This is a genomic window from Pusillimonas sp. ANT_WB101 (genome assembly GCF_008369125.1).
In the GTDB taxonomy this organism is placed as follows: Bacteria; Pseudomonadota; Gammaproteobacteria; order Burkholderiales; family Burkholderiaceae_B; genus Allopusillimonas.
Genome location: NZ_VOAY01000001.1, coordinates 18,931 through 44,532, shown reverse-complemented (window position 1 = coordinate 44,532; position 25,602 = coordinate 18,931). Strand labels below are relative to the sequence as shown.

At 56.4% G+C, this 25,602-nt stretch carries 17 protein-coding genes, 1 pseudogene and 2 riboswitches; of the genes and pseudogenes, 4 read left to right on the top strand and 14 right to left on the bottom strand.

From position 1 onward, the window contains the following. Positions 1 to 253 precede the first annotated feature (253 nt). The 6 genes and pseudogenes from coq7 to FQ179_RS00155 all read right to left on the bottom strand — a co-directional run bounded on the left by coq7 (position 254) and on the right by FQ179_RS00155 (position 5,696). Positions 254 to 937 (bottom strand): 2-polyprenyl-3-methyl-6-methoxy-1,4-benzoquinone monooxygenase, encoded by a 684-nt coding sequence (coq7, locus tag FQ179_RS00180; RefSeq protein WP_149396828.1) that lies wholly within the window; start codon positions 935 to 937, stop codon positions 254 to 256. Positions 938 to 1,030: 93 nt separating this feature from the next. After that, complete coding sequence (locus FQ179_RS00175; protein ID WP_149395279.1) at positions 1,031 to 1,936, bottom strand: hypothetical protein; 906 nt, start codon at positions 1,934 to 1,936, stop codon at positions 1,031 to 1,033. Next, complete coding sequence (locus FQ179_RS00170) at positions 1,933 to 2,556, bottom strand: SCO family protein (RefSeq protein ID WP_149395278.1); 624 nt, start codon at positions 2,554 to 2,556, stop codon at positions 1,933 to 1,935. The genes FQ179_RS00175 and FQ179_RS00170 overlap by 4 nt, the downstream gene beginning before the upstream one ends. A 53-nt stretch (positions 2,557 to 2,609) precedes the next feature. Beyond that, entirely contained in the window at positions 2,610 to 3,200 is a 591-nt protein-coding gene (locus FQ179_RS00165) for a cytochrome c (RefSeq protein ID WP_149395277.1), read from the bottom strand. A 241-nt stretch (positions 3,201 to 3,441) separates the two neighbouring features. Beyond that, positions 3,442 to 4,020: pseudogene (locus tag FQ179_RS00160) on the bottom strand (cbb3-type cytochrome c oxidase subunit II); the annotation flags it as partial. Between the two features lie 2 nt (positions 4,021 to 4,022). Beyond that, the gene (locus FQ179_RS00155) at positions 4,023 to 5,696 is read right to left on the bottom strand and encodes a cbb3-type cytochrome c oxidase subunit I (protein ID WP_149395275.1); all 1,674 of its coding nucleotides are present in this window, start codon (positions 5,694 to 5,696) and stop codon (positions 4,023 to 4,025) included. Between the two features lie 501 nt (positions 5,697 to 6,197). On the opposite strand from FQ179_RS00155, the gene FQ179_RS00150 reads away from it, so the two are divergent. From FQ179_RS00150 to FQ179_RS00140, 3 genes are all read left to right on the top strand, one after another. Further along, positions 6,198 to 6,620 (top strand): OsmC family protein, encoded by a 423-nt coding sequence (locus tag FQ179_RS00150; RefSeq protein ID WP_149395274.1) that lies wholly within the window; start codon positions 6,198 to 6,200, stop codon positions 6,618 to 6,620. Between the two features lie 10 nt (positions 6,621 to 6,630). Beyond that, complete coding sequence (locus FQ179_RS00145) at positions 6,631 to 7,425, top strand: thymidylate synthase (RefSeq protein ID WP_149395273.1); 795 nt, start codon at positions 6,631 to 6,633, stop codon at positions 7,423 to 7,425. Between the two features lie 411 nt (positions 7,426 to 7,836). After that, a complete protein-coding gene (locus tag FQ179_RS00140; RefSeq protein ID WP_149395272.1) occupies positions 7,837 to 8,334 on the top strand; it encodes a dihydrofolate reductase in 498 nt (165 codons plus the stop codon). A gap of 242 nt (positions 8,335 to 8,576) precedes the next feature. Here FQ179_RS00140 and FQ179_RS00135 read toward each other — a convergent pair whose 3' ends face one another. After that, positions 8,577 to 10,007, bottom strand: coding sequence for a PLP-dependent aminotransferase family protein (locus FQ179_RS00135; protein WP_149395271.1), 1,431 nt, complete (start codon positions 10,005 to 10,007; stop codon positions 8,577 to 8,579). 212 nt (positions 10,008 to 10,219) lie between these two features. Here FQ179_RS00135 and FQ179_RS00130 point away from each other — a divergent pair, with 212 nt between their 5' ends. After that, the gene (locus tag FQ179_RS00130; protein WP_188074461.1) at positions 10,220 to 11,545 is read left to right on the top strand and encodes an aspartate aminotransferase family protein; all 1,326 of its coding nucleotides are present in this window, start codon (positions 10,220 to 10,222) and stop codon (positions 11,543 to 11,545) included. Positions 11,546 to 11,724: 179 nt separating this feature from the next. On the opposite strand, the gene gcvP is transcribed toward FQ179_RS00130, so the two are convergent. The 7 genes from gcvP to FQ179_RS00095 form a co-directional block, all read right to left on the bottom strand. Beyond that, positions 11,725 to 14,619: an aminomethyl-transferring glycine dehydrogenase gene (gcvP, locus tag FQ179_RS00125; RefSeq protein WP_149395270.1), complete on the bottom strand. Its 2,895-nt coding sequence runs from the start codon at positions 14,617 to 14,619 to the stop codon at positions 11,725 to 11,727. Positions 14,620 to 14,759: 140 nt separating this feature from the next. Continuing rightward, positions 14,760 to 15,137 carry a glycine cleavage system protein GcvH gene (gene gcvH / locus FQ179_RS00120; RefSeq protein WP_149395269.1) on the bottom strand — a complete coding sequence of 126 codons (378 nt, stop codon included), beginning with the start codon at positions 15,135 to 15,137 and terminating at the stop codon, positions 14,760 to 14,762. Positions 15,138 to 15,185: 48 nt separating this feature from the next. Next, positions 15,186 to 16,334: a glycine cleavage system aminomethyltransferase GcvT gene (gene gcvT / locus FQ179_RS00115; RefSeq protein WP_149395268.1), complete on the bottom strand. Its 1,149-nt coding sequence runs from the start codon at positions 16,332 to 16,334 to the stop codon at positions 15,186 to 15,188. 49 nt (positions 16,335 to 16,383) lie between these two features. Continuing rightward, positions 16,384 to 16,495, bottom strand: a riboswitch (glycine riboswitch). Between the two features lie 18 nt (positions 16,496 to 16,513). Then, a riboswitch (glycine riboswitch) is annotated at positions 16,514 to 16,602 on the bottom strand. Positions 16,603 to 16,846: 244 nt separating this feature from the next. Further along, positions 16,847 to 18,082: an NAD(P)/FAD-dependent oxidoreductase gene (locus FQ179_RS00110; RefSeq protein ID WP_370459847.1), complete on the bottom strand. Its 1,236-nt coding sequence runs from the start codon at positions 18,080 to 18,082 to the stop codon at positions 16,847 to 16,849. Positions 18,083 to 18,258: 176 nt separating this feature from the next. Continuing rightward, entirely contained in the window at positions 18,259 to 20,520 is a 2,262-nt protein-coding gene (locus FQ179_RS00105; protein WP_149395267.1) for an arginine/lysine/ornithine decarboxylase, read from the bottom strand. 14 nt (positions 20,521 to 20,534) lie between these two features. Continuing rightward, positions 20,535 to 21,098 carry a dCTP deaminase gene (gene dcd, locus FQ179_RS00100; protein ID WP_149395266.1) on the bottom strand — a complete coding sequence of 188 codons (564 nt, stop codon included), beginning with the start codon at positions 21,096 to 21,098 and terminating at the stop codon, positions 20,535 to 20,537. A gap of 91 nt (positions 21,099 to 21,189) precedes the next feature. Further along, positions 21,190 to 25,599 (bottom strand): translocation/assembly module TamB domain-containing protein, encoded by a 4,410-nt coding sequence (locus FQ179_RS00095; protein WP_255474762.1) that lies wholly within the window; start codon positions 25,597 to 25,599, stop codon positions 21,190 to 21,192. Positions 25,600 to 25,602 lie beyond the last annotated feature (3 nt).

The following is a 25,602-nucleotide window of genomic DNA, read 5'->3' as shown; positions in this document are numbered from 1 at the left end:
ACAACCTTGGCATGCCGGGCTACGAAAGCAGTTGTTTGCTGCCTGAGCCGTGTGACTGGGGTTTACCCGCTGCAATCACGTTGCGACATCCGATAACTGAATTGTATAGCTGACTATTGTGCGATGCAAGATAAAAGAGCTAAAAATGTGTAACAATTTTGCTTTGTTGGGTATTTGCTACAAACCCATCAAAAAAAGCAATAAGGGGTTAACCCTTGAACATGTTACATACTAGCGCGTAGCTAACGCGCCGTCAAATACGGTAGGCCGTTACGGTCATCACTTTGGACATCGCCTTCATTACCAGCCGTGTCGGCCAGGCCAGTTTATGGGCACCGCGCTCCTCAGCCGTGTTGCGATGGTGGATTTCGTCGTCTCGCATTTGCGACACGATATCGCGTGAGCGGGTATCTGTCGGAGGCAGCTCGTGCAAATGCCGGTCAAGATGCTGCTCCACCTGTCTTTCGGTTTCGGCCATGAACCCCAGGTTCTTTCCTGTTCCTGCTCGACTGGCGATCAAGCCCAGCGAGAACGAACCGACATACCACAAGGGGTTAAGCAAGCTAGGACGGCTATGCAGTTCGCCGATGCGATCGGCACACCAGACCAGATGATCGACCTCTTCAGAAGCCGCTGCATACAGCACGTTTTTAATTGCTGCATCGCCGCAAAAAACGGCCTGACCGCGATATAAAGCCTGCGCGCAGATTTCACCCACATGGTTTACCCGCATAAGCCCAGCGGCGTGACGAGCCTCTTGGGGCGTGAGTTCAGCCTGACCGGCTGCAGGGAACTTGCCTGCCGGGTTAGGACGCGTGGCAACCGCCGCTCCGCTCAATACCTGTGCCGCCCTTCCCAACTCGCCCAACATAAGATCAAGTGGATTAAGGCGGCGCTCGAACCGAACCGGAGACTGAGTTGGCGCAGCATTTTCCATGGCCATGTCTGCTTTCCTTGATAAATTAGTTTCACACACGCGGGTGTCGTCTTGCGGTTTGAACCGCTTACGCCAGTACGACGCATACCTGCATTATTGCAAAAAGCGCCAGATGTAGCGACGACGGATCCAGAGCCACACCACGGGCAGAAGAATCGCCAGCACGATAAGGCCTGTACCCGCGATTTCCTGATCACCCAGCAAGTAAAAGTTGCACAGGCGCTGGGGGTTCTCGCGATAAAGCATGCCCACAATGGCACTCATCCAGCAAAAGTTGCCCAGGAAAAAAAGCTGAATCACGTTGTTGGCCCGCAACGCCGAATCTTGCAGCAGCCAGCCGACAGCCAGAACACTGACAAACTTGAACACATCAGCCTGCCCGCTGAGCAAGACATCATCAAGCGCCTTGGGAATCATCCAGTAAGCACCAATAAAGGAACACAGCAACAGCCCGGCAAGACCGTGCTGGTTCAGCTGTGCCCACAGCCCCCCTGCCTGAGGCCCGCTAGCCTGCGATGCATCAGTCGCAGATCTTCGAGACGCACTGAGCAACAAACCTGTAGGCGCCTGTCGCGCTGTTTGCCCTGTTTGCCCTGTTTGCCCTGTTTGCCCTGTTTGCTCCGCCAGGCCTACTTCCGCATCCAGCCTTGCCGCCTCATGCCGTAACAGCTGTCCCTGCCGTCTCTGTGGCTCCTGCTGACCCTGCTGCCCATGCTGACTCTGCTGACTCTGCAGCCCAAGCTGAAACGCCCGTAACGCCCAGCCGCGCCCCAGCATGATGCCGGCTATCAAGATAAGCGGAATATGCACCAGCATATGAAGGGACATTGAACGCGTGAGCCACTGCTTGCCCAGCAGAGCAACAATCAGGACTACGCAACCGCCCCAGAGGAGCACCTTGCTGCGTACCGCTGCATGGTGACTGACGCCGACCGCTATACGCAGCCTGTCGATAAGCTCACACACACTCTGCAACCATTGCCACGCCGGCCGTCTCATTGGCTTCTCTTTTTGAAGTAGCGCTCAATCCAGGTCAGAAGCGCGTCGGTAGTGCCGATATCCACAATCTGCACCAGTTTGCCCTCAGATGTCACCACGTGATAAGCCGCGTTGTGCTCAAACTGACCCATTGCCGCCGGCACAACAATAATACCGAACGCCTTAAGCACAGCCTGGCGTTGCGCAGCATCTGTCAGCGTGGCGAAAGACCAGATTTGTAAATTGGCGCGCTGGCTGGCTTGATAACGGGCAAGATAGTCAGGCGTATCAGCCGGATCAAAACTGAGACTCAGGATACGTACGCGCTTATCCAAGCCTAATGTTTGAAGCTCATCTTGCAACTGCTGGAGCTCCGAACCCATGGCCAGACAAATGGAAAAGCAGCGCGTGTACATGAAGTTGATGACAGTCACTCGCCCATCATCACGCAAGGCCTGCGCCAGGTCAGTATGATTGCCGTCGGCAAAGACCAATGCGGCGTTCGGCACCGGTCGTGGATGGCGTCGAACATCAGCACGACGTGCAGCCTCGGTCGTCAGTACCGAAAAACCGTCTGTCTGGGCATACAGGGCGCCAATACCCATCAGGCACGCCAGCAGCACGGCAATCAACATCTTCATGACATATCCCTGCAAGGTGGTGACACGCAGTGCGTACCACCACCCAAAACCGCCTACTTCATTGCGTCAAGCTCGGCATCGCCGTTCCATGGAGCGTCGTGGCTGGCAGTTTTCTCGCGCTCGGCCTTGACCATATCTGCATCAACCGTATCCGCACTATTGCCGAAACTGGTTCGCACGTGGCTGACGACAGCTGCAATCTCAGCGTCACTGAGTTTATCTTTGAAGGTCGGCATTGTGCCGTTGTACTTAGTACCTTCTACCGTCAACTCACCCGTAATACCGTGCAAGACAATCTGCACCGTTAGCTCGGGCTTGCCGGTGACCCACTCGGAGGCAGTCAGCGGCGGGAACACGCCCGGCAGGCCTTTACCAGTTGCCTGATGACAGGCGACACAGTGCGCCGTGTAGAGTTGGCCACCATCTACCTTGCCGCCGGCCGCTGCCACATGGAAATCAGCTGCGATGCGGTTGTCGCCATACTGTGCCGGCACATTCTGATAGTTAATGGCCAGATAGGAAATCGCCCAGATAAACAGGCCAGACACGATAAGAATAACCACCCATGGAACCGGACGATTGCCCTCGTATGGCTCAGGCATCTCGCGGCGCTGGGCATCAATTTTTTTAGACTTATCAGACATCTTGTTACCCCTTGCTTGCCAGCGGTTTATCGGCAGCTGGCGTGTCCGTGCCTGCCGTCTTCGTGCCGGCTGCATTCGCTGCAGCGGGGCTATGATTCACCGCGCCTTCGGATTGTTGCGCCAGCTTTTTCTGACCCGCCTCGTTCTGCTCGGCGGCACCCTGCGTCTTGCCCGCTTCCGCAGGCTTATCGGCCTTTTCGGCGTCCTCTGCATTATCTGCCGGAGCCTGTTCCATAAGGCCGGGAGGCGGAACAATCGGGTAAGTATGGTCAAGCGATATCAGGTAAGCCACAAGATCCAGCGCCTCTGGCCTGGCTACAACGACCTTACCAGGCGGCTCATAGCCGGGTGGAAGGTTGATGACTTTATCGCCCTTCTCCGCCTTATCTTTGATTTCAAAGAGAAATGGATACGAAGGCATGATGCTGCCTGGCGTATAGGCCCTGGGTTGATACAAGTGGCCAAGATTCCAGTCAACACTGGGCTGGCGAGCTCCGATATTGAACAGATCAGGCCCCGTACGCATGGTACCCATTAAATGAGGATGATCGTAATAGTAGTCACCCGCTACCGGCGCGCGCCCCCATCCCCTCTTGAAGTCAGGCGCCTGCGATTGCGAGCGCGGCTGCTGCGTATGACAGTAAACACAGCCGTTATCAATGTACTGCTGGCGCCCGCGCAACTCTTGCGAGGTGTAGGGCTTGAGGCCCTCGGGCGGTTTAACGTCAGACAATTGCATATACGGCAGCACAACCAGCGTGGCGGTTGCCAGCGCCAATGTCACCATGGCGCCACTAAGAAGTTTGTATTCGCTTTCCATTATCAGGCCTCCCCAGCCACTGTGTGGTCAGAAGATAGTCTGCGTGCATGAAACATTGCAGGGCCAATACGCTTGCGGCCGTATCGCAGTGCCATGGTCGCAAAGTGTACGGCAAACACCAGGTGACCCAACGTCATAATGCTACCGCCCAGCGTGCGCGCTTCCAGATAAGGGATGGTGATTTTGACTGACTCCATAAATGGCAGGGTGGAATCCAGCATGGCCAGGCCTTGCAGCCAGCCGCCTATAGACAGACCCACGAAATAAATGCCAAAACCTAAGACCACAAGCCAGAAATGCAGGGAAATGAGTTTTGGGTAAGGCCATTCCCAGGACATAACGCGTGGCATTACAAAGTAAATCGCCCCAAACATGGTCAGTGAGAAAAACGCGTACAAGCCCAGGTGGGCATGGGCCACCGTAAAGTGCGTAAAGTGGGCTATTGTGCTGACGGCGCGCAGTGCTTCAAAAGAGCCTTCGAGCGAGCTTAGCGTGTACATCATGCCGCCCAGCACAATGAAACGCAGCGTGGGTGAATAAATAAGCGTTTTGAAATGATGCCGCATGGTCATGTGCTGGTTCACCGAAAAAGCCAAAACCGGAACAATCATCATCATGCTCTGTACGATAGACAGCGTGATCAGCCAGCCGGGAACAGGCCCACCCACAAGGTGGTGCCCGCCAACCTGGCCATAGAAAAACGCCAGCGCCCAAAAGCCCAGCAACGACAAGTTATACGACTGTATGGGGCGCCCAATAATTTTTGGCAGAAAATAATAGATGGAGGCCAGCGCGATAGGCGTGTAAAACAGCCCGAGCACATTGTGACCAAACCACCAGTTCATAGTGGCCTGCTCAACGCCAAAATGCACGCCCGGCAAGTTACCCACCAGAAACAGCACCGGAAACCAGAACAGCGCCGCCCCCATGTACCACACCGATACATACAAATGCTTAACCTTGCGGTTGGCCAGCGTAAACACCAACGGCAAGCCAATCATTGCGCCACCGATTACAAACAGAATATCGATCTGCCAAGGGATTTCCAGCCACTCCAGGCCGTCGTTAAAACCGGCGGCAATACTGCCCAGGCCGGCAATAAGTGCCGCATTCCATAGCATGGCACCAAGAAGCGCGAAACGCGCGCCAACCAGCGGGGTCTTGAGCAGGCGAGGAATAATCCACAGCGAGATACCAAACGCCGCCATAGGCGCCCAGCCATACGCCACACCATTTAGATGCAATGTGCGTATACGACCAAACGTCAGCCAAGCGTACTCGGTCAAAAAGTCAGGCGAATGCAGTTTGATCGAGCTGATTAGGCCGGCCGCTGACGCAAAGATCAGCCAAACCACCGCACAGGACAAAAACACAAAAACCACCCAGGCGGATGACTGGTCAGCCTCCACACGCGCGGCCAGCTCCGCCTCGGCTTGCGCCTTTGTCACCGGCTCAATTTCAGCCGTATGCGTGGCATCGACTGTTTTTTGTAGTGCACGATGCTGCTCGGCTGTCGCAGCCGGCTCTTCGATCTGGCCAATTTCCCCTTCCGAGAAAATAACGTTGGCGGCCGCTGGATTGTCATCAAATAGTTGATGCCGCAGCGACCAGATGAAGATGAATAAGCCTGTTACGGACACAATAAAGGTCAGCAACAGTATGGTGATGGTATTCATGTGGAATTCCCGGGCGGAGGCTGAAAAACAAAAGCCGGTGCGCCATGCACGCACATATGGAATTGTTTTGGATTGAAACGTTTAAGATAATACGTTATCAGCTTGATGTACTGAGTGAAAACCCTGATATATATATTGTCTTTCTAGTAATTTTCGGCGTATTCAGTTATTTTCGCGCCCATGCGCGCGGGCTCATTACAAATTAGCACTTTGCAGAGCGCGGTTAACCGAGCGTACTAAAAGGCAACATTGGGGCAGAGAGGTACTGTGGTCAGTATCCAACGCCATGTCAGCGCATGCTTGAGCATGGAGCAGTGAAAAGCACACGTCCATCGCCAACAAACGCTGTGAAATCGACGTCATTGTTCCCCATGCTGCACGGCAAACCCCCACTACACCAGGCAACAGTCAAGCCTTCTTACTCTGCGGCTCAATACTTGTGCCCGTATTCGGTAACATTTATTCGGTATCATTGAGACTTACTTCAATCCAGGAAAAATCATGGAATGCACGATCGACTGGGGTGGCTCCGAAGGCATGCTGTTTGTGGCACGCACGGGAAGCGGCCATGTCACAGCCATGGACGGCGCCCCTGATGGCGGCGGCAACAATCTCGCACCGCGCCCTATGGAAATGATGCTTACCGGAGCAGGTGGCTGCGCGGCGTATGACGTGGTACTCATTCTCAAGCGAGGCCGGCACCAGGTAACGCAGTGCCAAGTAAAGCTTACCAGCGAGCGGGCTGACACCGACCCCAAAGTATTCACCAAGATTCATTTCGCGTTTACCGTCAGCGGCAAAAACCTGCCACAGGCGGCCGTAGAGCGCGCCGTACAACTGTCACACGAAAAATACTGCTCGGCGTCAGCTATGCTGGCCAAAACTGCCGAGATCACTCATTCTGTTACCGTCCTCGAGGGCTGAGCCTTACCTTATGCGTCAATACGAAGATTTCATGCGTCATGTGTATGAGCACGGCGTTCACAAAGCTGATCGCACCGGCACAGGTACGCGTTCGGTATTCGGTTATCAGATGCGGTTCAACCTGGCCGAAGGTTTTCCGCTCATCACCACCAAAAAACTGCACACCAAAAGCATTTTCATTGAACTGCTGTGGTTTTTGCAGGGCGGCTCCAATGTGCGCTGGCTGCAGGAGCGTGGAGTAAGCATCTGGAACGAATGGGCCGCGCCAGACGGCGAACTGGGCCCCGTTTATGGCGTGCAGTGGCGTTCGTGGCCCACGCCCGACGGTGGCCACATTGACCAAATATCTCAGCTGGTCGAGCAGATCCGCCAAAACCCCGATTCGCGACGTCTTATTGTGTCTGCCTGGAATGTCTCCGACATACCGCGCATGGCCCTGCCGCCTTGCCACGCCTTTTTTCAGTTTTATGTTGCCGAAGGCAAGCTGTCATGCCAGCTGTATCAGCGCAGTGCCGACATCTTTCTGGGTGTGCCCTTTAACATTGCCAGCTATGCCCTGCTCACCCACATGATTGCACAGCAGTGCGACCTTGAAGTGGGTGACTTTATCTGGACTGGCGGCGACTGCCATCTTTACAGCAATCATTTCGAACAGGTTGAACAGCAGCTGTCGCGCGAACCGCGCGCTTATCCCAAGCTAGTCATTCATCGCAAACCCGACTCGCTCTTCGATTACCAATACGAAGATTTCGAGATCACTGACTACGACCCGCATCCGCACATCAAAGCGCCTGTAGCCGTCTGATACCCGCCTCACGCCTTACTCTCTCCCGCTGATGCGGGCGGAGAGTGCGGGCGGCTAACCAGCCCTCATGCTTGCGTCAACCCAGGTTTGGCTCGGGCTCGGGCTCGGTGCAGCTATAGCTAGGCCTTGACTTTGGTTTGGCTCTGGCTTTGGTTTGGCTCTGGCTTTGGCCCTGGCTTTGCTTTGGCACTGGCTTTGCTTTGACCCTGGCTTTGCTTTGACCCTGGCTTTGCTTTGACCCTGGCTTTGCTTTGGCTTTGGTTTGGCTTTGGCTCTGGCTTTGCTTTGGCTCGCGAACAGACCCAGACAAATCACTGCTCATACCAAGACTTGGTTTCTCGTTAAATCACTGTGCTTGGATCGTTCTGGTATAAAGAAGCATCCCCAACTTTCACTCTTATACCTACGCCTATGTCCATGCCACTTGTTCAGCTCGTCGTCGCCTACTCTGACAACCGCGTCATCGGACTCGACAATGCCTTGCCCTGGCGTCTGCCCAGCGATCTGGCTCATTTCAAACGCACCACGTTTGGCAACCCCATTATCATGGGGCGCAATACCTGGGAATCACTAGGTCGCCCCTTGCCGGGCCGGCTTAATATCGTCATCAGCCGCAACCCCAATTATCAACCGCCTGGCGCCAGCGTATACACCTCGCTCGACGACGCCCTGGCTGCATGCGCAGAAGCCGCAGTCGAAAAAATCAGTGTGATTGGCGGCGAGCAGATTTTCCGCCCCGCCCTCGACATAGCCGATCGCATTATTGCCACCGAGATCCATGCCAAATTTGAAGGCGACGCCTGGTTTCCGGAGCTAGACTCCAACGAATGGCAAGTCACCGAACGGCTGACTCAACCCGAAGAAAACGATCTTTCCTTCGACTATGTCACCTATGAGCGCAAGATCTAATCTGCGAAACGGCTAGGCATCTGCTGCTTTCTGCCATTTTTGCTATTTTTGCTATTTTTGCTATTTTTGCTATTTTTGTTGTTTTTGCTGGTTTTGCTGTTTTCGGCCAGCATCTGCTATTTCTGGCGCATTCTGTAGCTTCGTAATGGCGCTGCTTCACACTGCTGTGCGCCCGCCACGCAGCATGCCCTATTACGAAACCCGCCCAAGCGCAGGAGTTTGCGCCCGGTTTCAAGCGCTGTCTAGTTTTCGCTGCAAGCACCTGCCTTGCGCATAAACGCCCAGAGCGCTGGGCTTAGGGAATACGCTACGTTAAAGCGTATCCAGCCGGTATCGGGCTGGTCAGGGTAAAAATACGAGCCAGGCGCCAGCCAGATGCCATCTTTCAGCGCCAGCTCTGCCAGTTGCCGGCTACCGCGTTCGCGCCATTTTCCGGCAGGGCGCGCCCAAAGAAACAGGCCCGCCTGGGGTCGCGCAAACACCTCAAAACCGTGCTCATCCAGCAAGCCAGCCAATTCTTCGTGCGCCTGCCGCAGTTTGTCCTGCACACGCTGCAAATGAAGCTGATGCTTACCCTGGCGCAGTACCTGATACACCGTGCGCTCCATCATCTCTGGTGTCGTCAGCCCCAGTGCCATTTTGGTTTTGGCAAACTCTTGCGTCAGCGCCGCGTCGGCAGCCACATAACCGACCCGCATCGACGGCATAATACTTTTTGAAAAGCCCGACACGTACACGACGCGGCCGGCTCCAGACATGGCGGCCAGCATTGGCCCTAACCCCGGCAGCAGAGCACGCGAGACATCATCTTCAATAATGTAAAAATCAAAGCGTTCGGCAAGCTGCAGCAGACGGAAGGCGTTACTCATGCTCAGCGTAGTGCCGGTAGGGTTTTGCAGCGCCGTATTTACAAACAGTGCTTTGACATCACCTTCTTGGGCCAAGGCCTCGAGCGCATAAAGATCAATTCCGTCTTCATTACGCGCAACCCCACGCACCACCAACCCGGCCAGCTTTAGCGCAGGCAACAGGTTGGCATAGCAGGGGATCTCTACTGCAATCGTATCGCCAGGCCGCAACAGTGTGCGTATAACAATATCAAGCGCCTGCGTAGCGCCGTGAGTCAGCAACACCTGTCGGATATCCAACTGCAGACCATGCTGACCCAACGCCTGACGCACATACTCGCGCAGGGGGTGGTAACCGTAAGGATGCCCATACCCGCCCAATTGCGTGACGGGCGTACGTGACACCTGCCGTATTGACTGCTGCAGGCCGGCTTCATTAAGCCATTCTGGCGGCAACCAGCCGCAGCCTGACTTAATGGGTATGGAATGATCGGCAAAAACGTCGGCAAGTAGCCACGCCGCCCCCAGACGTGGAGGCTCCCAATCGGGCGCACGTTCTGGCACCGGTGCCTGCCTGGCCGACGACGGCACGCGGTAGCCAGAACCTGGCCGCGCTACCAGCAGGCCACGTGCAACCAAACGACTGTAGGCTGCCGATACAGTGAAGGTGCTAACGGCATGCGTGCGCGCAAATTGTCGTACCGATGGCACCTGCATGCCGGGCCTGAGTTGCTGTTGACGTATTGCCAGCTCTATCGCTGCAACCACCTGATCTGAAAGCGTTTCGCCCACGGTACGATCACGCACGGGCTCGAAGAATCGCACTGTTGCCTCCTGAACTGTACAGTTTTATGAATAATGCCTATACAGCCATGTCGATATTATCTATCTGTATATTTAAACCTGATCATATACGGACGAGAATAGCTCCACAAGAATCTTTTCTCTCCTGCACAGTTTGCGCCATCACCTCGTAAGGGGCGGCCAGCCACCGGCAGGGAGCCCCAACATGGTTTTATTTCAGTGCAGAGGTGATAATGACCAGCCAAGCCAATCTTCCCGACCTCTCGAATCTGTGGATGCCGTTTACGGCAAACCGCCAATTCAAAGACAAACCGCGCCTGCTGGCAAAAGCCAAGGGCATGTACTACACCTCAACCGAAGGCCAGCAAATTCTGGATGCTACGGCGGGGCTGTGGTGTGTCAATGCCGGGCATGGTCGCCAGGAAATCATTGACGCCATCTCGCAGCAGACGGCTGAGCTCGACTATGCACCAAGCTTCCAGATGGGCCACACAGACTCTTTTCTGGCCGCCACCGCTGTAGCCAAACTGATGCCCAAAGGCCTGGACCGCATTTTCTTTACCAACTCGGGGTCAGAGTCGGTAGACACGTCGCTCAAGATCGCTCTGGCCTACCACCGCGCCCGCGGCGAAGGCCAACGCACGCGTCTTATCGGTCGCGAACGCGGGTACCATGGCGTAGGCTTTGGCGGCATTTCGGTGGGCGGTATTTCACCCAACCGCAAAACCTTCTCAGGTGCCCTACTGCCCAGCGTCGATCACATGCCGCACACGCATGATTTGTCGAAAAATGCCAATTCTCGCGGCCAGCCCGCCTGGGGTGAGCATTTTGCCGATGAACTCGAGCGTATCGTCGCACTGCACGACGCCTCGACTATAGCCGCCGTCATCGTCGAGCCACTGGCGGGTTCGACCGGGGTACTTCTTCCCCCAAAAGGTTATCTTCAAAAGCTGCGGGCCATCACCGAAAAGCACGGCATTTTGCTAATTTTCGACGAAGTCATTACCGCCTTTGGTCGCCTGGGTGCCAATACCGCCAGCGAATTGTTTGGTGTTACGCCTGATCTCATTACCATGGCCAAAGGCATTAGCAACGCCGCCGTGCCAGCCGGTGCCGTCGCCGTCAAGCGCGAGATCCACGACACTATTTTGGCTGCAGCAGCCAACGGCATCGAGTTTTTCCACGGTTACACCTACTCAGCCCACCCCCTCGCCACGGCAGCCATGCTTGCAACGCTGGGAATCTACGAGCGTGACCACCTCTTCAAACGTGCCAAAGATATGTCGCAAACGTTTGAAGACGCCGCACACAGGCTGGAAGACGCGCGTCACGTCATCGACGTGCGTAACCTTGGCCTGGTTGCCGGAATTGAATTAAAGCCGCGTGAAGGCGCGCCGGGTGCCCGTGCAGCTGAAGTGTTTGGGAAGTGCTTTGATGCGGGCGTTATGGTGCGCTATACCGGCGACATCATTGCAATATCACCACCACTCATCATTGAAGAAGAGCAGATCGCGCATATCTTCGACACCATCAAAAAGGTACTTGATACCGTAGCATAGTCCCAGCGGGCAACGGCAGCGCCCCGTACACCCCAAAAATATCTCGAGGTATACGGGGCGCTTAGGCTTTATGCCGTTGCGACGGAGGCGGCTGCTGTGCTTACGGTCGTGGGGCATGCGGATACGGTCGCGGCGGCTGCGCCCGTAACCACAGCGCCTGCCACAAACGCCCTAAACCACTACTCGACCTTTACAACCGCCTCATCATCAAGATAAGACTCCACCGGGGGGCATGAGCACATAAGGTTGCGATCACCCCAGGCATTGTCCACACGCGATACCGGTGGCCAGTACTTGTTGTGGCGCAGACTGGCAAGCGGATAGGCCGCTTGCTCACGCGTGTAATCATGATGCCACGCTGAAGCCAAGAGCATTTGTGCCGTGTGCGGCGCATTGCGCAACACATTGTCTTCTGCGTCTTTTTCGCCGCGCTCCACCTGTGCAATTTCTTCGCGGATGGCAATCATGGCATCAATAAAGCGGTCAAGCTCCGCCAGCCCTTCCGACTCGGTCGGCTCAACCATGAGCGTACCCGCCACCGGAAAACTCATGGTGGGCGCATGAAAGCCATAATCAACCAGACGCTTGGCAACATCTTCAGCCGAAATACCGCAACGGTCTTTGATGGGACGGATATCCAGAATGCACTCGTGCGCTACGTGCCCGTTGCTGTCTGCATACAAAATCGGATAATGCTCGCGCAGCCGCGCAGCAATGTAGTTGGCATTCAAAATAGCAACTTCTGACGCTTCTCTAAGCCCCTCAGCGCCCATCATCGAGATATACATGTACGAAATAGGCAAAATGCTGGCCGAACCATAGGGTGCCGCAGACACCGGCCCGACTTTCGCGCCTTCGGGCAGCACACCGGTCTCATCGACCAGACCCGGCAAATAGGGCGCCAGGTGCGAACGCACGGCTACCGGACCTACACCCGGCCCACCGCCCCCGTGAGGAATGCAAAATGTTTTATGCAGATTAAGGTGTGACACATCGCCGCCGAACTTGCCAGGCTGGGCAAGGCCCACCATGGCATTCATATTGGCCCCATCGATGTACACCTGCCCGCCCGCATCATGCACCAGCGCGCAGATCTCGCGCACGGCGGTTTCAAACATGCCATGGGTAGACGGGTAGGTAATCATCAAAGCCGCGAGACGGTCGCCCACCTGAGCGATACGAACCTTAAGGTCTTCAACATCAACATTGCCATTGCTGTCAGAAGCCACCACCACCACATCCATGCCTGCCAGCTGCGCCGAGGCTGGATTAGTGCCATGGGCTGACGCGGGGATAAGACACACATTACGCTGTGGCTGACCGTTGGCGTGATGGTAGGCCTGTATGGCCAGAAGGCCAGCATATTCGCCCTGAGCACCCGAGTTAGGCTGCAGGCTGACCGCGTCATACCCTGTAATAACGCAGAGTGCAGATGACAGACGGTCGACAAGCTCTTTATAACCCTGTGCTTGATCAGCGGGCGCAAACGGGTGCATATTGCCGAATTCGGGCCAAGTAACCGGGATCATCTCGGCCGTGGCGTTTAGCTTCATCGTGCATGAACCCAGTGGGATCATGGTGCGATCCAGCGCGAGGTCTTTGTCAGCCAGGCTGCGCAGGTAGCGCAGCATGTCGGTTTCTGACTGAATGCGCGAGAAGATGGCGTGCGACAAAATTGCACCGTGGCGGCGCAAGCCTGCAGGTATGCCCAAGGCGGTAGGTTTGGCTTTTTGTGCGGCGGCGTCCCAGGTTTTACCCAGGCCCTGTGCAAACACGGACAGCAGCACGTCAAGATCTGCCACCGTAACGGTTTCGTCCAGCGACACGGCCAGGCGGCCTGCACCAGGCTGGCGCAGGTTTATGCGTGCAGCCTTTGCTGCGTCAACAATTGCCTGCGTAGCGTCGCCCGTATTGAGCAGCAGCGTATCAAAATACTGTTTATTAACGACGGTAACGCCCAGTTGCTCCAGCGCGCCTTTCAGAAAACTGGTCAGCGTGGCCACGCGTTCGGCAATGCGGGTAAGGCCAGCGGGCCCATGCCATACCGCATACATGCCGGCCATGACAGCCAGCAACACCTGTGCCGTGCAAATATTGGAAGTGGCCTTTTCACGGCGAATATGCTGCTCCCGCGTTTGCAGCGCAAGACGCAAGGCGGGTGCGCCCTGGCTGTCTTTAGACACACCCACCAGACGGCCCGGCATACTACGCTTAAAACTGTCTTTACACGCCATAAAGCCTGCGTGTGGGCCCCCATAGCCCGGGGGCACGCCAAAGCGCTGGGCACAGCCGACAGCAATATCAGCGCCCCACTCACCCGGTGGTGTCAGCAAAGCAAGTGCCAGCAAGTCTGTCGCAACAGAGACCACTGCGCCCATGGCATGGGCCTGCTCAGCCAGCGCACGATAGTCGGCAATATCGCCCAGGCTATGCGGGTACTGCACGAGTACGCCAAAACAAGCGGGCAGGCTGGCAGCCTCGTCACCGACCAACAGATCAATACCCAGCCCACTGGCGCGGGTGCGGAGGATTTCAAGCGTTTGTGGATGACAATGCTGCGAGGCGAAGAACACATTACTTTTTGAACGCGAACTACGACGCGCAAGCGCCATGGCCTCGGCAGCGGCCGTACCCTCGTCCAGCAACGACGCGTTGGCGATATCCAGCCCGGTCAGATCAGCGACCATGGTCTGGTAATTAAGTAGCGCCTCGAGCCGGCCCTGCGAGATCTCGGGCTGGTAAGGCGTGTACGCCGTATACCATGCCGGGTTTTCAAGAATATTGCGCAAAATCACATGCGGCACATGCGTACCGTAGTACCCCTGGCCAATATAGTTGCGATAAACCTGGTTACGCCCTGCAATTTCGCGCAGGCCAGCCAGCGCATCAGTTTCGCTGCGCGAGGCCGGCAGATCAAGCGGCTTGCGGTCGAGAATGCTGGCCGGCACCACCTGTTGCACCAGACTCTCGAGGCTTTGTGCCCCAATGGCTTCCAGCATGCGGGCCTGATCAGCCTGGCCCGGGCCTATATGCCGGGGGATAAAGTCAGAGTGAGGGTCTAAATCTCGCAACATAATCAACCTAAACAGAAAGAAATGCGGGGCATGTGGGCATGATCAGGGCGGTTGGCCCGCTGAGGTCGCGTTACGCCTCAGAGCGCCGACCGCCACAAAAAGACAGACACCAAAAGGCGCCGGCAGGCGCCTTAAGGCACTTAGCTGGCGCCGAGCGCCTCGTAGTCGTCGCCATCCATGAGGTCATCGATGTCGTCAGGATTATTGGGCTTAATCTTGAAGATCCACGTATCAAAGGCTGCCTGGTTGATAAGGTCAGGCTGATCACCCAGCGCCTCATTAAAGGCCACAATCTCGCCATCGACGGGCGCGTAAATGTCAGAAGCGGCCTTGACTGACTCAACCACACCCGCGGTATCGCCAGCAGACAGCTTGGCACCGGGGTTAACATCACCCACAAAAACCAGATCGCCCAGTTGGTCTTGAGCGGCATCGGTAATGCCCACTAGAAAGACGTCGCCTTCAGGCTTGACCCATTCATGGGAAGACGTGTATTTGCGATCAGTTGGAAGACTCATGGTGTACCCCGTGAAAATCAGTATTCGTTATAAGAGTGAGCGCGCGCATCAGACCGAAATTTTGCCGTTGCGCACGAAAGGCATTTTTACCACTTCTGCAGGCATCCATTTGCCGCGCATCTCGACTTCGACGGCATCGCCAGGCTGCAGACCCAGAGGCACACGCGCCATACCGATGGAAACACCCATGGTAGGCGACATGGAGCCACTGGTGAGTTCACCGTCGCCCTGAGCACTGCGCAACTTCATGTGCGCCCGCATAACACCACGCTCGAGCAGTTTGATGCCCACCAGCGTTTGGTCGGGGGTAATGGCTTCAAGGGCGTCTCGGCCAATAAAACGACGATCGGGGTTTTTAAAAGAAACCGTCCATGACAGGCCCGAGATCAGTGGGTTAACCTGCTCGTTCATTTCTTGCCCGTATAGATTCATGCCCGCCTCAAGCCGCAGTGTGTCGCGCGCGCCCAGACCACAAGGCAACACGCCCTGACTGACGAGGTCATCCCAGAAAGCACCCACCTGGGTGGCCGGCAGTACAACTTCAAAGCCGTCTTCACCGGTGTACCCTGTGCGTGCAACCAGCGTATCGGCATCGATGTAAACACCGTTAAAGGCCGCCAGCTGCTCGGTGGGTGCCTTCCAGTGCGGGCGCGCTGCCCAGAGCTTTTCGCGGGCTTGGGGCCCTTGCACCGCAATCATGGCCAGATCACGCCGGGGTTCAATTTGAACCTCAAAGCCCTCATCGCGCGCAACCTGCTGCATCCAGGCAATGTCTTTGTCTGCCGTACCGGCATTTACCACCAGTCGCCAGTTGGTCTCATCAAAAAAGTACACAATCAGGTCGTCAATGACGCCGCCGTCAGGCTTGAGCATGCACGCGTACAGGGCCTTGCCTGGCACCGTAAGCTTGGCCACGTCATTAGCCAGCAAGCGTGACAAAAAGGCACGCACGCCTTGTTCGCCCGTGGCGGCATCCTGAGCCTCGGCTGACGTTGACGCGGCGGCTACTTTGCCACGTACATCAACATTGAGCATGTGCGAAACATCGAACATACCCGCGGCGCGGCGTACGGTGTGATGCTCTTCAATTTGCGAGCCATAGGAAACAGGCATATCCCAGCCACCGAAGTCGACCATTTTGGCGCCGGCCTGAAGATGGGCAGAATGCAGAGGGGTATGTTTTAGTGCTGTAGACATGAGAGAGGCTCCGGAAACGAAACGACGACGCCGAGCCACCTGGCCCTTGCGCCGCCCTTCTGTCCTTTTGCCTGAGAGTTGACCCCATATAGGGGGTTCACCTTCGGCGCCCGATGCCAGGCCTGCGGGCCAATGGAACGAGTCTCTCCAGAATGCTGCCTTGCCAGCCAATTGGCGACAACACACGAGCGGTACGGGGTGCCTGAGCGATTTCGGGCGAATTGCGCCTTCGGCGGTCGAAAAATCGACGCTCTCCCACTGTGTGACGACAGCAAACGAGAGCATACCCCGAAAGCCAGGCAGCCACAAACAGATTTCGGCCCAGCGTTGAAAATATATTAATGTTGGCTCGCGTTTGCCGCTGTGCTGCAACAACGCCTTGCCGCAGACGGCACCTGCGTGCTTTGCACTGAAAGTATATTAATGCCGGCTAGCGTTTGCCGTCGTGCTGTAACAATGCCTTGCCGCGGGCTACACCCTTCTGCCCTGCGTTAAAAGCAGTTTAATGTCGGCTAGCGTTTGCCGCCATGCTGCAGCAATGCCTTGCCGCAGGCCACACCAGAAGCCCACGCCCACTGAAAGTTATAGCCGCCCAGCCAGCCTGTAACATCCACGGCTTCACCTATAAAGTACAAGCCAGAAACCGCACTGGCCTCCATGGTCTTTTGATTCAGGCAGCGTGTATCAACCCCGCCACGCATCACTTCCGCTTTCTTGTAACCCGCCGTGCCGCTGGGGAACAGCTGCCAGGCATTGATGCACGCGCCCAGTTCGCGCAAAGTCTTGTCCGGCACATCGGCCAGGCGTTGCTCGCCCAAACCATCACCAGTAGTTTGCGCATTGGCCAGCCATTGGTCAGCCAGACGCTTGGGCCACATACCGGATAACACCGACCCCAGCTTCTGTCGGCTGCCCTGCTTGCTTTCAAGCAGTTCGCGGGCAAGATCCCGCCCCGGCGCAAGATCAACAGAAATCGCCTCGCCTGGGTTCCAGTAACTGGATATCTGCAAAATAGCTGGGCCAGACAGACCCCTGTGTGTAAAAAGCAGGTCTTCAAGAAACTCAGTCTGTGCCGCCTTGCCACCGGGTTTCTGACGCCCGTTCGCCTTTCTCGCAGCAGCCGCTCCAGCCCCGACAGCGCGCACCAGCACTTCCAGCGCCACACCGCTCAGGGAAGAAAACGGCTTCCAGGCCTCTGCATCAAAAGTAAGCGGAACCAGCGCAGGCCGGGGTTCAATCACCTTCAGCCCAAACTGCCGCGCCACACCCAAGGCGAAATCAGTCGCGCCCAATTGCGGGATGGCCATGCCGCCCGTCGCCATCACAAGCTGGTGCGCCTGCACCTCGCCCTGCGACGTATGCAGCACAAACACGTCGTCATCGACACGCGTAATGCGCTCCACCGCACAGGGCATGCGCCATGACACGCGACCATCATCGCACTCATGCTGCAGCATGGTGATAATGTCTTCACTGGATTCATCACAAAACAGCTGTCCCCGGTGTTTCTCATGCCAGGCTATGCCATGCCTGACGACCATATCGATAAAGTCTTGCGGGGTATAGGCCGCCAGCGCCGAGCGACAAAAATGCGGGTTTTGCGAAATAAAATTGGCAGGGCTGGTGTTGATGTTCGTAAAATTGCAGCGGCCACCACCAGAGATGCGAATTTTTTCAGCCAGCTTTTTGGCATGGTCAATGAGCACCACACGCAGCCCCCGCTGCCCTGCCACGGCCGCAGCCATCATTCCGGCCGCGCCAGCACCCACCACTGCCACATCAAACACCTGATTAAGCGAACCGCCCGACGCCGAACCGCGAGCGCCCCGATTGCCGGTTTTTTTCGCGCTCGCCCGTACGCCCCCAGAGGCGGGGTCGTGGGTGGTGGCCTGCACCACCCCACCTTGCCTGATCGCCACGGCCGTTAGTCTTCTTTGATGCAGTCGACGTAGTAGCGCTCTTCACCATCTGGCTGCACGTCACGTGCCAGCCCGTGCACATCGGTTTCAAACCCTGGGAAGGTGGCGTTGAACTCGCGTGCAAACTGCAGATAGCTGACGATGCGCTGGTTAAAGCGCTCGCCCGGTATCAGCAGCGGGATGCCCGGCGGGTACGGCGTGAGCAGCACGCCAGTGACACGCCCTTCAAGGGCATCAATGCTAACGCGCTCAGACTCGCGGTGCGCCATCTTGGCATACGCCACCGACGGCTTCATGGCAGGCACCATATCGCTGAGGTACACCTCAGTGGTAAGGCGTGCCAAGTCATATTTGCGATACGCCTCGTGAATCTGCTGGCACAGATCGCGCAGACCCAGCTTTTCGTAGCGACGATGCTGTTTGCAGAAGTCAGGCAGTATGCGCCACAGCGGGTTGTTGCGGTCGTAGTCGTCTTTAAACTGCTGAAGCGCTGTCAGCAGCGTGTTCCAGCGGCCTTTGGTAATGCCGATGGTAAACAGAATAAAAAACGAATAAAGCCCGGTTTTCTCAACCACCACGCCGTGTTCCGTCAGGTATTTGGAAACCAGCGCCGCCGGGATGCCCGTGTCGGCAAACGTGCCAGAGATATCAAGACCCGGCGTTACCACCGTTGCCTTGATGGGATCAAGCATGTTAAAGCCTTCGGCCAGGTCACCAAAGCCGTGCCACTTGTCGCCCGATTTGAGCAGCCAGTCGTCACGCTCGCCTATGCCGTCAGCCACCAAACGGTTGGGGCCCCATACCTTGAACCACCAGTCGTCTTTGCCGAACTCAGACTCGACCTTGCGCATGGCACGGCGAAAATCCAGGGCTTCGGTAATGCTTTCTTCGACCAGCGCGGTACCGCCGGGCGGCTCCATCATGGCAGCGGCCACGTCACAAGACGCAATAATGGCGTACTGTGGCGAGGTCGACATGTGCATTAAATAGGCTTCGTTAAACACGTTGCGATCAAGCTGCCGCGTTTCAGAATCTTGCACCGTAATTTGCGACGCCTGTGACAGGCCGGCCAGCAGCTTGTGTGTGGAGTGCGTGGCGAACACCATGGCGTCTTTGGAACGTGGGCGGTTCTCGCCAATGGCGTGCATGTCTTTGTAGTACTCGTGAAACGACGCATGCGGCAGCCAGGCTTCGTCAAAGTGCAGGGTGTCAATTTCTGAACCCAGCTTTTCCTTGATCATTTCGACGTTGTAAATAACGCCGTCATACGTGCTTTGCGTAAGCGTAAGAATGCGCGGCTTCTTGTCGGGCGCCTGACTGGCAAACGGGTTGGCTTCGATTTTTTTGCGGATATTTTCTGGCTCAAACTCTTCGAGCGGAATCGGCCCAATAATGCCCAGGTGGTTGCGCGTAGGACGCAGAAACACCGGGATCGCACCCGTCATGGTAATGGCGTGCAAAATCGACTTGTGACAGTTTCGATCAACCACGACCACGTCGTCGTTGGCGACGTTGGCATGCCACACAATCTTGTTCGACGTAGAGGTGCCATTGGTAACGAAAAAGCAGTGATCGGCATGAAAAATGCGCGCGGCGTTCAGTTCAGACTCGGCGATGGGGCCGGTATGGTCAAGCAACTGGCCCAGTTCGTCTACCGCGTTACAGACGTCGGCACGCAGCATGTTTTCACCAAAAAACTGGTGAAACATTTGCCCGACCGGGCTTTTCAAAAAGGCCACCCCACCGCTGTGCCCGGGGCAATGCCACGAGTACGAGCCGTCAGAGGCATATTTGACCAGTTCGCGGAAAAACGGCGGCGCCAGGCTATCAAGATACGAACGCGCTTCACGGATGATATGCCGGGCCACGAACTCGGGCGTGTCTTCGAACATATGAATAAAGCCGTGCAGCTCTTTCAGGATGTCATTGGGTATGTGCTGCGAGGTACGCGTTTCGCCATACAGGTAGATGGGGATATCGGCGTTACGAAAACGCAGTTCGCCAATAAACGAGCGCAAATTCTTGATGGCATTGGCTACGTCTTCAGGCGACGCCACCACGAACTCCTCATCATCTATCGACAAAATGAACGCACTGGCACGACTTTGTTGCTGGGCAAACGAGCTGAGGTCACCATAACTGGTAACACCCAGCACTTCAACGCCCTCGGCCTCGATGGCCGACGCCAGGGCGCGAATGCCAAACCCGGATGCATTTTCCGAGCGGTAATCTTCATCGATAATTACGATGGGGAAGCGAAATTTCATCAGTACTGCTCCAGCTATGTGCGAGGCAGGGTAACCCCAGTCTGCCCCTGGTATTTACCGCCACGATCTTTATACGAGGTTTCGCATTCTTCATCGCTTTCCAGGAACAACATTTGTGCGCAGCCTTCACCCGCATAAATTTTGGCGGGCAAGGGCGTGGTATTGGAAAACTCCAGCGTTACATGGCCTTCCCACTCGGGTTCAAGGGGCGTAACGTTGACGATGATGCCGCAGCGGGCGTATGTGCTTTTGCCCAGGCATATGGTAAGCACAGTGCGCGGAATACGAAAATATTCTATGGTGCGGGCCAGGGCAAATGAATTGGGCGGAATGATGCAGACATCGCCTTTGAAATCGACGAACGATTTTTCATCAAAAGCCTTGGGGTCGACAATCGTTGAATTGATATTGGTAAATATCTTGAATTCATTTGCACAACGTACATCATACCCGTAACTGCTGGTTCCGTAGCTGACAATACGCTTGCCATCGACAGAGCGCACCTGGCCCGGCTCGAAGGGTTCGATCATACCGTTGGCGGCGGCTTGCCGGATCCAGCGATCATTCTTAATGCTCATAACCTTACCTTTTATATGTTGGCGCGTATTTTAGCCCCTTATAAGGCCACCCACGCATAGCTCTCACTACAGAGCGCGCAGACCTGCCTGGCTAATCGCGCGAGAACCAGCGATACACCAAAGCAAGACCATTAACTGTACCCACGCTGAGCTCAGCCGTGAGACCGCGCGCCAAGCGATAACTGATATGACCTACCGTACCTGTATCGGACAAAGCCTGACGCACACTGACGGTAAAGCCGGACGACAACGCCTTGCTGGCCACAACAAAACGCTGCTCAATATTACTGTTACCTGAGTCCATACCTTTGACCACGCTGTCGGCGGGCAAAATGCTGCCGGCGCCGCCAAGCTCGCCCGAGCGCATCGTGACCTCATCAATACCAAAACGACGATAAAACGGCTCACCGTCACTGAGGAAGGAGCTGCCCACCGAGAATAACAGCGCGGCGTCGCCCCCCGAGTCATCGGGGCCATGCCCCATCAGCAGCCAGGACAGCTTTTCGATCTCGCTGACCGCCGGGTAAGACACCAGATCAATACGGGGTCGCCGCGCAGTGCCTGCGACCCGCACTCCGGCTTCGACGGCCAGCCCTGTGCGCAACGCTTCGATATCGAGCACGGGGCTGGTAATGTCGCCCTGAAAGGTAATAGTCCCTCGCCGCAGCTGCAAGCGTTGGCCATAGGCCTCGACTGCCCCACCACGCGTATGCAACGCACCTATTGCCGTGAGCTTGTCACCTATCATGGTGATGTGCAGCTTGCCGACCAAACCCGAGTTGACGCCATAGCCCGTAATGTAAAAACGCGGCCCCAGGTCGACATCAATATCCAGAGAAACCTGAACGGGTGAGGCCGACTCTTTTTTATTTCTGTCATCACCCGCCCGAATCACCACGACGTCAGAATCCAACGTGGGGATTGAGCTGAGCATATCCAGGTCTACCCAGCCGGCATCAGCCACCAGCGAGCCCGTGACGTCAATTTTGGGAATGGCGAGGGCGACTTTGAGATCGCCGGTAATCATGGCGTAGCGGTCTGAGCGCTGCAGCAGTGGGTAGCGATGAAATGCCACGTCAATATCGCCGGTAGACTCGAACAGATTCCAGTCGCCCGTAATTGTCAGGCTGCCGTCTTTGGCATCGGGATCGCTACTGACCCATTTGGCCGTACGCCATTCTTTAGGCGTTGTACGCAGGCGTGCAGGAAATTTCAGCGACTCAAGCACCAATTTGTCATCAGTGACCCTGGCCAGCAACGTACCATCGAGCAGCCGAATGCCGTCATCGATTCGAACAACGCGCAACTTGTCACCCCGAATGGTGCCGTTACTCGCCCATTTTCCGTCAGGCTTGCTATCCATCTGCACATCGGCAGTAAGGGTGCCGCCAAACTCCATGGCGTCACCGGTGAACAGGCTAAGCCAGCCCAGATCATTGACGTTGGCCTTGAGCTGCACCGCCTTGGGATCTTTGGGTTCCAGATAAAGCCGCATGCCATCAGCATGCAGCAAGGTCTTGGCCTTGGCAGAAATGCTGCCCATCTTCTTGGTGTCAACGTCAAGGTCAAGAAGAATTTGACTGGTTGAGTTGTTGGTACGGCTGGCCTCAATGCCTAGTGTAAGTGTTTTGAGGCCTAACGGGAAAGGAGGTTCAGCGGGCACAATCACGTCGCCCGCAACACGCTTGACGTGAGCACTGCCTTCGAGCGCGCCGGCAAATTTCAGATCCCAATCCAGTGCAAGATCGATTTCAGTCGTGCTGGCCTTGGCTGCGCCGCGTATTTTGATGCCGCCTTTGGTTTCAGCTGTTTCCACCAAAGTACCCAAGGCCTGCTGCACTTCTTCCACAAGCTTACGCGACACAACCAAATGGTTAACATCGCCACGGGTTTCCCAGCGCCCGGCGCCACCGCGCGAGCCAGCATGGTCCACAGTAACCAGCTTGCGGGAGCCCATAAACAGCTCCAGCGTTGTAGCGCCCACTTCCCATTCCCATGCTGGCGGTTGTGTACCGGGATAAAAGCTGACAGCAACAGGCGCCTTCAGATCAGCCGCAAACTTGGCATGCTTGATGTCGAGCTTGCTGAGGGTGCCACGCCAACCCTCCAGAGCTGACGCCGCCGTTTTCGACGGCAATCGTGCCTCACTGGCGCTATTTGACGCGGCCACAACTTTTTCTGCCTTATTAGCCTTGGCACTTGGAGCAGGCGAAGTGCCGCCGCCCCCTGAGACCGCGGCAGGGGCGCGATCCGAGCCTGGCCGCTTGCCCCAATGACCATCCAGCACAACGTGCACATCGGCGGGTGCCGTACCGAGCTCATTCGCCTTGCTGTCTTTGGGCGTATATACGATCTTTAAATCAGCCTTATGGTCGGCGAGCGTACCTGCCACCACGCCTTTTGCCGTAACGCCGCCCGGTATATCGGGCCAGAAAGCGTCAAGCTGGGGAGCCACCACATCCAGATCAAGACTGTTGTCGGCAACGCCGAGGGCGCCTTTGGCCTTCACGTGGTTTTTGCCCAGTGTCAGATCCATGTCGAGCGCGGCCAGTTGCAGCCCGTCAAGCATTGCCGTCAGCTCAAGGCCTTGAGATGCCTGCCCGGCAGACGCAGGGGTTTTGCCAGCCGTCGTTGCCGTAAACGGCGTCTTTGCTTCTGCCTGCGCAGGGTTGATCGGCTGAGCACGGGTGGGCGGCGCGGCGGGCTGAGATGGCGCTGTCTTGGCTGTCCGGGATGGACCAGCCGTCTCCGCTGCCGTGGCCCCATTAGACGCCTCAGCGGTTTCAGCCGTTGTAGCTGTCTGGGATAGCGCGCCTGTCTCGGCTGACGCGGCTGTCTGGGAGGGTGACGTCTTTTTATTGCTGATTATTTGAGTATTCAGGTGGCCACTTAAGGCCTGTTTGTTCCAGCGTGAGCCTTGTGCAATGTTCATCGCCACTTTGGCAGACTGCACCGCACTGCGGTTCTGAAGCAGGAGGTCAAAATCAGCATCGACCGTAAGCAGGGCGTCGGGGATGACGGGGCCAACCAGCTGGCCCACGTTGAGATTGAGCGTATTCAGTGAGCCAAACAGGCGGTCTAGCGTGGCATCGCCCTGCACGCCTGCCTCCCAGTCGACCTTACCGCGCAGCGTCGAGCCGTCGGCCAGCTCAAGATCGGCCACCGCGTGTTTCAGCGGAAACGCGGCTTGAGGCGTTATATGGGCGTCAGCATTGACATGCATGCCTTGGCCACTGCCACGCAGCGTGATATCAAGCGCGTTCAGGTCGCCCTTTATTTCTGTGTGCAAGTCAAGGACGCAAGGTGTAAAGCTTTGCGTCACCTCCCCCGCAGCGGCCTTTGTTTTCCCGTCCACCTTCGGTGCAGCGGAATCGACAATACGCTTGTCCTCGACTGAACCATTACCCTGCCCACTACCCGCCAATGGTTTAGTGCCTGCCGACGGTTTGCTTTCTACAGCTGGCTTCTCGCCGGTGGATTTCTTGCTGCCTGCGACTGGCTTCTCGCCAGGAGAATTCTTGCTGCCTGCAGCTGGCTTCTCGTTTATTGAAGCTTTGCTGTCTGCAGCGGATCTGGCAGGTTGCGCCGTCTTGTTACTTACTGCTCGCTGTTCTTCAGCGACCCGTTTGCTGTCGTTCGCCTGTTTGCCGTCATTGATCTGCTTTCCGTTGGAGGCCGAGTGTCCGTTGGAGGCCGAGTGTCCGTTGGAGTCTTGTTTTCCGTTAGTGACCTGCTTCCCGATGGAGCCTGGCTTCCCACCGTTTGCCCGCTTGTCATCAGGCTTGGACGCTGCACTTTTGGTCTGCTCTACAGGCAGCGTAGCAAGATAGTTTCGGGCACATAGTGGTGAGTCTTGCGTACGGCCGGTGGCCTGCACATCGAGATCTACCTGCATGGGCCATGGCGCATGCAGGCTCAAAACGCGGGCCTCACCCTCAAAGGATGTGGCCAATTGTTCATGGGTAACGTCAAGGCTGCGAAGTGAGAGTTGAGCGCCTTCTTGGTCCAGGTAAAGTGCGGTCGCAATCTTTGAAAGCTCGACGGGCAGCAGAGGCTCTCCGTTCTGGCTAACGCGCACTTGCCCAACCGCGACATTGTCGGCGATTATTTTTACAGGAAGCTCGGGCATGCTAAAGGGTTGCTTGGGCTGGTCTGGTTCAGCCTGGCCGGTGAGGTCAACATCAACCACGCCCGCCGAAAGCTCAAGCACATGCAGACGGCGATTAAGCAAATCATGCCAGTCGACTTGCAGATGAAACCCTTCTAGTTTCACCACTACATCAGGCAACGTTGCAGAAAAACTGCCCACGCTCACCCCATCCCATAACGTGCCGGAGACCTGGCTGGCTTGCCCGTCGAACTGCTGTGCCGCAGTGACGAGTGCCCAGCGCGTACCGGAAGGCGAGGCAATAACCCAATAAAGGAAACCGCACAGCACCATGGTAAACAACACGATGAGGGGCCCAAGCCAGATAACGACTGTGCGCAGCCAACGTGACACTAC

Excerpts from the sequence above, each read along its gene's own strand:
- FQ179_RS00130 (WP_188074461.1), top strand. The coding sequence starts at position 10,220 with ATGACCAGCCAAGCCAATCTTCCCGACCTCTCGAATCTGTGGATGCCG.
- FQ179_RS00145 (WP_149395273.1), top strand. The coding sequence starts at position 6,631 with ATGCGTCAATACGAAGATTTCATGCGTCATGTGTATGAGCACGGCGTT.
- FQ179_RS00170 (WP_149395278.1), bottom strand. The coding sequence starts at position 2,556 with ATGAAGATGTTGATTGCCGTGCTGCTGGCGTGCCTGATGGGTATTGGC.
- gcvP (WP_149395270.1), bottom strand. The coding sequence starts at position 14,619 with ATGTTGCGAGATTTAGACCCTCACTCTGACTTTATCCCCCGGCATATA.
- coq7 (WP_149396828.1), bottom strand. The coding sequence starts at position 937 with ATGGAAAATGCTGCGCCAACTCAGTCTCCGGTTCGGTTCGAGCGCCGC.
- gcvT (WP_149395268.1), bottom strand. The coding sequence starts at position 16,334 with ATGTCTACAGCACTAAAACATACCCCTCTGCATTCTGCCCATCTTCAG.
- FQ179_RS00105 (WP_149395267.1), bottom strand. The coding sequence starts at position 20,520 with ATGAAATTTCGCTTCCCCATCGTAATTATCGATGAAGATTACCGCTCG.
- FQ179_RS00155 (WP_149395275.1), bottom strand. The coding sequence starts at position 5,696 with ATGAATACCATCACCATACTGTTGCTGACCTTTATTGTGTCCGTAACA.
- FQ179_RS00150 (WP_149395274.1), top strand. The coding sequence starts at position 6,198 with ATGGAATGCACGATCGACTGGGGTGGCTCCGAAGGCATGCTGTTTGTG.
- FQ179_RS00175 (WP_149395279.1), bottom strand. The coding sequence starts at position 1,936 with ATGAGACGGCCGGCGTGGCAATGGTTGCAGAGTGTGTGTGAGCTTATC.
- gcvH (WP_149395269.1), bottom strand. The coding sequence starts at position 15,137 with ATGAGTCTTCCAACTGATCGCAAATACACGTCTTCCCATGAATGGGTC.
- dcd (WP_149395266.1), bottom strand. The coding sequence starts at position 21,098 with ATGAGCATTAAGAATGATCGCTGGATCCGGCAAGCCGCCGCCAACGGT.
- FQ179_RS00110 (WP_370459847.1), bottom strand. The coding sequence starts at position 18,082 with ATGATGGCTGCGGCCGTGGCAGGGCAGCGGGGGCTGCGTGTGGTGCTC.
- FQ179_RS00140 (WP_149395272.1), top strand. The coding sequence starts at position 7,837 with ATGTCCATGCCACTTGTTCAGCTCGTCGTCGCCTACTCTGACAACCGC.
- FQ179_RS00165 (WP_149395277.1), bottom strand. The coding sequence starts at position 3,200 with ATGTCTGATAAGTCTAAAAAAATTGATGCCCAGCGCCGCGAGATGCCT.